The 7,495-nt window shown below is 36.9% G+C and carries 7 protein-coding genes and 1 tRNA gene; 1 reads left to right on the plus strand and 7 read right to left on the minus strand.

What is annotated here, in order from left to right; genetic code table 11:
• Window positions 1–98: 98 nt before the first annotated feature.
• The 6 genes from CYP64_RS02000 to CYP64_RS02025 form a co-directional block, all read right to left on the minus strand.
• A tRNA-Phe gene (locus tag CYP64_RS02000) sits at window positions 99–174 on the minus strand.
• A 159-nt stretch (window positions 175–333) separates the two neighbouring features.
• Window positions 334–1,110, minus strand: coding sequence for an energy transducer TonB (locus CYP64_RS02005; protein WP_103648483.1), 777 nt, complete (start codon window positions 1,108–1,110; stop codon window positions 334–336).
• Window positions 1,085–1,468, minus strand: coding sequence for a TonB system transport protein ExbD (exbD, locus tag CYP64_RS02010; protein WP_072593836.1), 384 nt, complete (start codon window positions 1,466–1,468; stop codon window positions 1,085–1,087). Before exbD ends, CYP64_RS02005 begins: the two co-directional genes overlap by 26 nt.
• A complete protein-coding gene (exbB, locus tag CYP64_RS02015) occupies window positions 1,455–1,883 on the minus strand; it encodes a TonB-system energizer ExbB (RefSeq protein WP_103648484.1) in 429 nt (142 codons plus the stop codon). The genes exbD and exbB overlap by 14 nt, the downstream gene beginning before the upstream one ends.
• A 137-nt stretch (window positions 1,884–2,020) precedes the next feature.
• Entirely contained in the window at window positions 2,021–2,965 is a 945-nt protein-coding gene (waaF, locus tag CYP64_RS02020; RefSeq protein ID WP_103648485.1) for a lipopolysaccharide heptosyltransferase II, read from the minus strand.
• Entirely contained in the window at window positions 2,962–4,005 is a 1,044-nt protein-coding gene (locus tag CYP64_RS02025; RefSeq protein ID WP_103648486.1) for a glycosyltransferase family 4 protein, read from the minus strand. Before CYP64_RS02025 ends, waaF begins: the two co-directional genes overlap by 4 nt.
• 119 nt (window positions 4,006–4,124) lie before the next feature.
• On the opposite strand from CYP64_RS02025, the gene polA reads away from it, so the two are divergent.
• Window positions 4,125–6,761, plus strand: a complete 2,637-nt coding sequence (polA, locus tag CYP64_RS02030; RefSeq protein WP_103648487.1) for a DNA polymerase I — start codon at window positions 4,125–4,127, stop codon at window positions 6,759–6,761.
• Window positions 6,762–6,838: 77 nt separating this feature from the next.
• On the opposite strand, the gene CYP64_RS02035 is transcribed toward polA, so the two are convergent.
• Window positions 6,839–7,237 carry a DUF2809 domain-containing protein gene (locus tag CYP64_RS02035; protein ID WP_103648488.1) on the minus strand — a complete coding sequence of 133 codons (399 nt, stop codon included), beginning with the start codon at window positions 7,235–7,237 and terminating at the stop codon, window positions 6,839–6,841.
• Between the last annotated feature and the right edge of the window lie 258 nt (window positions 7,238–7,495).

Consider the following 7,495-nt stretch of genomic DNA (forward strand, 5'->3'; position numbering starts at 1 on the left):
CTTTATAAATAACCTAGAAAAATAGCATAAAAGCCTTGTGAATACTAAATTTAATAGAACTACTAAGAGAAAGGGATTAATATTTAAAGAAAGGTTAATGGTGGTTAGAGGCAGAATCGAACTGCCGACACGCAGATTTTCAGTCTGCTGCTCTACCGACTGAGCTATCCAACCACCCGTTAAAGAAAGTCAGATTATACATGTTTAATATTTAAAGCAAGTTTAAAATACACACTTTTTTAAATAAAATAAGTTATGTTTTTCTATTTTGACTTGAAATATAAAAGAAATTCTACGAAGCAAATAAATTACGAGCTTAAATAAGCTTGTAATTTATTTTAGTGTATATGAAATAGGAAAGCGCAGATAACGATCTTGCTTAGGCTTTGGAAACTCAGAACTTGCTCTTTGAATATTTTCTAAAGCACCATTATCAAGCGACTCAAACCCAGAGCTTTTGCTAACTTTAAGTTCATCTATGCTGCCGTCTTGCTTGAGTAAAAACCTAACTTCTACAACACCTTGATGCTTCATACGCCTTGCATTATTTGGGTAACTTTTATGCCTCTTAACTGCGATTATAACCTTCGTAAAATCTTCGTCACCTTGTGAATTTGATAAATTTAGCTCAGGTGTTACATTTTGAACTGGAGCTGCAGCGATAGACTTGTTATTGGCTGGCAAATTTGTATTTACACTAGCTGGCGGTACAATAGGCTGCACTGGCTGAGCAATTACCGGTTCAGGCTTGGGCTCTATTTTTTTTTCTTTTTTAGGCTCTACTTTTTTTATTTCACGCTTTGGTTTCTCCACCTTTTTAGGTTCAGGTTTTGGTTCTGGCTTTGGCTCAGGTTTTGGTGGCTCTGGTGGTGGCGGTGGAGCTGGTGGAGTTGGCTCTGGGATAAGCATTTGCTCCGCCATTTGAGGTGCTGAGACTTGTGGCACTGGAGTAAATGAATTAAGAGCTATTTTTATCGGTTTTTGCTCACCTATTTTTATCTCATCAAAATTATGTGAAAGCAAAAAATATACTGCTGCTCCATGCACTACAAGCGAAACAGCTAAGCCGCTGTAATTTGAAATTTTATTCAGAGATTGTTTGGATTGCAAAATTTTCGTGGCCCTTCTCTTTTAATATATCAATTACTTTGACAAAGCTATCAAATTTCGAATTTTTATCGCTTTTTAGTTCGATCAATGTCTTTATATCAACTGCATTTAGCTTATCTTTGAGTTCGTTCTCAGAAATTTCTACATCATCTATAAAAAATTTATTATCCTTATCAATTACTACGCTTACCTTTTTATCGTCCTCTTTACTTTGCTCGGCACTGTTTGCGCTTGGAAGATCAATAGCTATCTTACCTTGAGCAATAAAAGTCGAGATGCTAAGCACGATAGCAAGCAAAACAAGCATAATATCAATAAATGGGACAATATTTAACCCATCTTTTTTATTTAGACGCATTTTCAGCCTTGTATCTATTTAGCATTACATCTACTTTTCTAACAAAACCATTGTAAATCATCAAAGTTGGTATCGCCACAAGTAGTCCAAAAGCAGTTGCTTTTAGCGCAAGAGAGAGGCCGACCATTATGCTTTTAGTATCGATTCCGCCTGCCATACCCATATCATAAAATGTGATCATAATTCCAGCAACTGTACCAAGAAGTCCTATATATGGTGCATTTGAGTAGATAATGTAAAGTGTGGTTAAATTTTTGGTTAGTGCTTCTTCAAGCGATTCGATACTTTTATAGCCTTTTATATCAACGCGTAAATAAAAAATGATACGTTCAATCGTATACCAAAGTACAAAAAAACTCATAATGCCTAAAATCGCAATAATTACATGATCAATGTGATGTTTAATTAGCTCCATAATACCTTCTTAGTAGAAATTTTTGCGTGATTATAGCTATATTGATAACCAATGTCAAATATTTGGTAAAAATGTAATCAAATAAAAACTAAAATTTTTTTAATTATGTATGTATATATTTAATTATGTTTAGAATTTCAAAAATTTAATTTTTTTCTTAATAGCTTTATTTCAGCAATAACCATTTTTGGCGTAAGCTCCTTCATACAGGCATGTGTCTTTATAGGACATACTCGCTTCATACATGGCATACACTCTAAATTTAAATGCACTATCTTTGCACTCTCATCTTGCCATGGGCTAGTCTCTTTAAATTTAGTCGGTCCAAAAAGAGCCACAAGTGGCACTTTATAGGCAGCTGCGATATGCATAGGACCACTATCGTTTGTCAAAAAGATGCCATTTTTTATAGAGCCTATGACCTCACAAAGCTCTTTTATGCTCGTTTCTCCGGCCAAATTTTCACATTTCATACCATTTTGTAAGAGCATTTGCTCGATTTCATTGCAAATTTCAAGCTCGGCTTTTGAGCCAGTGATCTTTACATCAAATTCATCCTTAAAGTGCAGTGCAACCTCTGCAAAATAGTGCGGATACCACCTTTTGGCACTTCCGTAGCTAGCACCTGGATTTAGCACGAGGAGCTTTTGCTCGCTTTTTTTAGCTTCATAATAAATTTTTAGTTCGTTTGAAATTTCTTTTAAATTTAGGCTTTGCTTTATGAAATTTAGATATTTTTGCACCTGATGCAAACTCTCGCTACTCTTTTTAAAGCAAAATTTTTGCGTTGCTTTTAGAAAAAATAGCAAAAATTTACTAGCAAATGAGCTTCTAAAACTAATAGCAATATCAAATTTTCCAAGCTTGCTAGCTGTTTTTATAAGACTTAAATATCTTGAGTTTTGCTTTTTACTATCGTCAATGACTACTTTTTCACACTTTGGATGTGATTTATAAAGCTCACAGGCCACATAAGAGCCAAAAAATACAATATTTTTAGCATCTTTGCTTAAATTTTCTATCGCCCCGCTCGCCATCACGGCATCTCCAAGCCAAGTTGGAAGCTCTATAAACACTCTCACTTTTGCTCCAAATTTAGCACTTCGTTTATGATTTCAAGAGTTTTGCTTGCATTTTCTTCTATACTAAATTTTTGTGAAAGTAAAAATGACTTCTCTTGCAGCTCTCTCATCATGCCATTATCATTAAGCACCTGCTCCGCTAGCTCCAGTATACTTTCATCATTTGGTTCACGCATGATAAAACGATTTTCTAAAATTTCAGCTGCCCCATTTTGAGCCGTTGTAAAGACAATATTTTTAAAACTAAGCGCCTCTAGAACGACATTTGAAAATGGCTCATAGTGTGTTGGAAATATAAAAATATCGCTTGCTTCATAAAATTTTGCAGTCATTTTTTGCTCACCTGTAAAAAATGCATTTATCTTTAGCTTTTTTGCCAGCTTCTTATATGAATTTAAATTTTTATCTTTGCCTACTATTAGCGCATTTACTGGCGTTTTTAGCTTTGAGACAAGAAGTAAAAAGTCCTTTGCTCCCTTTCTTTTAAAGCCATTTCCGACAAAAAGCACAATTGGTAAATTGTAATCGAGTCCAAATTCTTCACATACGCTAAGTTTTGCTTCTCCTTTTTCTACCTTTTGTGGCAAATTTATACCGTTGTAAATGGTAACGATTTTTGACTCATCGATACCGTAAGCTGAAATGATTTGCTCTTTTATGTAGTTTGAATTTGCGATTATCTTTTTAGAATTTTTAAAGCAACGTTTTTCTAGATATGGATAGACAAAATTTAGAGGATTGACCCACCAAAATGGCTTTGTGGCACGATAAATTTTATGTACGCCGTCCCCTGCTCTATAAATATCTGCGCAGCTCACTCGCTCCAAGCTAAAATATACCTCATCGCTTTGTTTTTGGCGTTTTACCTGTGAGTTAAATCTCAAAGCCTTTTTCCATGACGAGATCCTAGCCTCTCCTAGATATGAGCGTATAGATGTGTCTATACCTACGTCTTTTAGGGCTTTAGTAAGCCTTCTTAAATAGCGTTCGGCACCACCGACTGCATTTGGATTGATACGTAAAAAAACTATTTTTTTCATGACCTCAAAGCTTTTTATTTTTGTGATTTTTTATTTGTAATGTCCGCCATAATATCAAAAATTTTTATAAATCAGCCTATTTTTTGCCTAAATTTCATAAAATTACACAAAGGATAAAAATGAAAACACTTACAATTATTGACACTTTTGGTTTCTTTTTTAGGCTCTACTACGCCATGAGCGGACTTAAAAACCGCGAGGGCAAGCCAAGCGGTATGATTAGTGGCTTTGCAAATTTTATAGCAAGCCTCAAGGATGAATACCAAAGCGACTATCTTATCTTCGCACTTGATAGCAAAGGCAAGACCTTACGTCACGAAATTTTAGGTGATTACAAAGCAAACAGAAACGAGCCGCCAGCTCAGCTAAAAGAGCAACTTCCAGTTTGTATAGATATGATAGAAAAAATGGGACTTTACAGCCTTAGTCGCGAGGGCTACGAGGCCGATGACATCATCGCAAGTGCGGTTAAATTTTGCAAAGACAAAGATATATTTGTGCGAATAGTCACCCACGATAAAGACCTTTACCAACTCATAGAAGACGGCAAAGTGAGCATCTACAGCCCGCAAAGCAAGATCGATCATGATAGCGCAAGCTGCTTTGAAAAGTATGGAGTTTATCCAGCGCAGGTCAGGGACTTTCTAGCGATCGCAGGCGATAGCTCGGACAACATCCCAGGCGTCAAAGGTATCGGCGCAGTTGGGGCTAAGAAGCTTTTGGCTGAGTATGGAAGCTTAGAGGGAATTTATGAAAATTTAGCCCTTCTTAGAAACGAGCGCACTAAAAATATGCTTGCTGCCGCAAAAGAAGAAGCATTTTTGAGCAAAAAACTAGCCACTTTATTTGATGACGCAGTTAGTTCATTTGATCTTGAACACTCTAAATTTCCAGAGCAAAATCCCCTGATAAATATCTCAGAAATTTTAAAAGAGTACGATCTAAACAGACTTCTTAAGAGCTTGCAAAAAGAAGAAAATGCTGAATTTAAGCTTGGCTTTAGAGCAAATTTACTCCTTGATGAGGCTAGCATTGAAAAACTCTTATCAAACGTCACACCAGAGACCATCGTCGCCTTTGACACAGAGACCACAGGCATTGATAGCAGGAGCGCAAAGATCGTTGGATTTAGCTTTTGCTTTAACGACGAGGACGCCTACTACGTGCCAGTGGCTCACAACTACCTTGGTGTGCCACAACAAGTTAGCCAAAAATTTGTCACTTGGGCGATAGATCAAATTTACAAAGGCTGCGTGATCGGACAAAATTTAAAATATGACTTTGAGATAGTTAAAAATAACCTAGGTCTAAATCCCCCAGCAAATTTTAAAGACACAATGATCCTTGCGTGGCTTAGCGACCCAAACTCAAGTGTCGGCATGGATGCGCTGGCAAAAAGGCTTTATGACTACAACACGATCAAATTTGAAGATGTGGTCAAAAAGGGACAAACTTTTGGCGATGTGCCTTTAGAAAATGCAGCCAAATACGCGAGTGAGGACGCTTGGATAACGCTTAAATTTTATAAAACTTTTTTAAACACGCTTGATAAAAATTTGCTCGCTCTTGCTGATACACACGAGTTTCCTTTTATCCTCACGCTCTTTGACATGGAACAAAACGGCATCAAGATAAATGAAGCCAAAATGCAAAAGCTTATCCTTGAAAATGACACAAAACTAAAAGCACTAACAAGTGAAATTTACGAGCTAAGCGGCGAAAATTTCAACATAAACTCAGTAAAACAGCTTGGCGTCATACTTTTTGAGCATCTAAAGCTTCCAACCAAAAAGAAGACAAAAACAGGATACAGCACCGATGAGAGCGTGCTAGCTGAGCTTACGGACGCTCATCCAGTGATTGAGAAAATTTTAGCCTACAGGGAGCTATATAAACTACAAAGCACCTACTGCGAGCCACTCTTAGCGCTTGCGAAAAAGGACGAGGGCTCGCGAATTTACACGAGCTTTTTACAAACTGGCACGAGTACTGGCAGACTTTCAAGCAAAAATCCAAATTTACAAAACATCCCAGCTCGTGGCAGCCTCGCAAAGGACGTCAGAGAGTGCTTTGAGACGCGGGAGGGATATAGTTTTGTGGGGCTTGACTACAGCCAGATCGAGCTTAGACTGTTAGCTCACTTTAGCCGTGATCCTGCGCTGCTTGAGGCGTTTAAAAATGATGAGGATATCCACGCAAGGACGGCTATTAGCATATTTGGTAGCAGCGACGGGCAAAATAGAGCCGTGGCAAAGAGTATAAATTTTGGCCTCATTTATGGTATGGGCTCAAGCAAGCTGGCAAATCAAGTAAATATCACAAGAGCCGAGGCAAAAGAGTATATAGAGCGCTATTTTAAGGCTTTTGAGACGATCAAAGACTTTTTAGAGAGCATAAAAATTTCAGCTAAAAATGACGGCTTTGTGCAGACACTACTTGGTAGAAGGCGCTACTTTGACTTTAAAAGTGCCACACCTATGCAAATAGCTATGTTTGAGCGCGAGGCGGTAAATACGGTCTTTCAGGGCTCTGCGGCAGATCTTGTCAAAATGGCAATGGTAAAAGTTAGAGTAAATTTAGATGAAAACGCAAGAATGTTACTTCAGATCCACGATGAGCTGATCTTTGAAGTAAAAGACGAATTTGCACAGGAATTTGGCAGGGCGACACAAAAGACGATGGAGGAAATTTACACGCTAAATGTGCCGCTTAAAACATCGCTAAATATCGCTAAAAACTGGGGTGAGCTAAAATAGATAGATAAATTTTGCTGGAGTTTTTAAGATGATTAGCTCCTTCTTTATACTTAAAAAAATAAAGTTGTAGTTTATCACTATATCTTTGGACTTTTATACTTTTGCAGAAAGCAAATGGCATCAGTCAAATAAGCAAGCAAGCAGCCCAACGCGTAACATGCGATATCACTAACGTCAAATGTTCCGCCAAAGACTATGCGTATTATTAAATTATGAATATCTAAAATTTCAAGTACTTTAAAGTATTGTAAAATTTCTATAAATAGTGAGAAAACAAATATTTCAAATGCTAAAATTTTTGGTGTAGTTTTAAATATAGCTCGTCCAAATGCGTAAAGCATCACCGTAACTAGCACATCACCCAAATAATGGCGCACGAAGCCACCTTTAACAAAAGCTGCGATATAAATTTCGATTGCCAAAATTAAGACTGCTACGACTAAAAAGGACAATCTAGCTCGCAAGCCATGTCTCATTTTCTCGTATTGAAAAGATTTGTATATTTTTCGTTTTACTTGCATTTTTTATTTATTTGAAATTTTACTTTTTTACAAATTAGAAATGATATCCATACCATCTTTAAAGCTAGGATTGGGCTGAATATATTTTTCGCCCACAAACGTATTTATAACTTCTACCATATGCTCGTTAAAAAGGGCATTCCATTAGGTTTTACTTGAAATTGCCAAAACCCAGCTATTTCATGAATTGTAACAGATAATAGCAATATTGCC

Origin of the sequence: Campylobacter concisus, from assembly GCF_002913945.1 — a bacterium.
Lineage (GTDB): Bacteria > Campylobacterota > Campylobacteria > Campylobacterales > Campylobacteraceae > Campylobacter_A > Campylobacter_A concisus_P.

Coding starts and splice junctions, on each gene's coding strand:
- polA (WP_103648487.1), top strand. CDS start 4,125: ATGAAAACACTTACAATTATTGACACTTTTGGTTTCTTTTTTAGGCTC.
- exbD (WP_072593836.1), bottom strand. CDS start 1,468: ATGCGTCTAAATAAAAAAGATGGGTTAAATATTGTCCCATTTATTGAT.
- CYP64_RS02025 (WP_103648486.1), bottom strand. CDS start 4,005: ATGAAAAAAATAGTTTTTTTACGTATCAATCCAAATGCAGTCGGTGGT.
- exbB (WP_103648484.1), bottom strand. CDS start 1,883: ATGGAGCTAATTAAACATCACATTGATCATGTAATTATTGCGATTTTA.
- CYP64_RS02035 (WP_103648488.1), bottom strand. CDS start 7,237: ATGAGACATGGCTTGCGAGCTAGATTGTCCTTTTTAGTCGTAGCAGTC.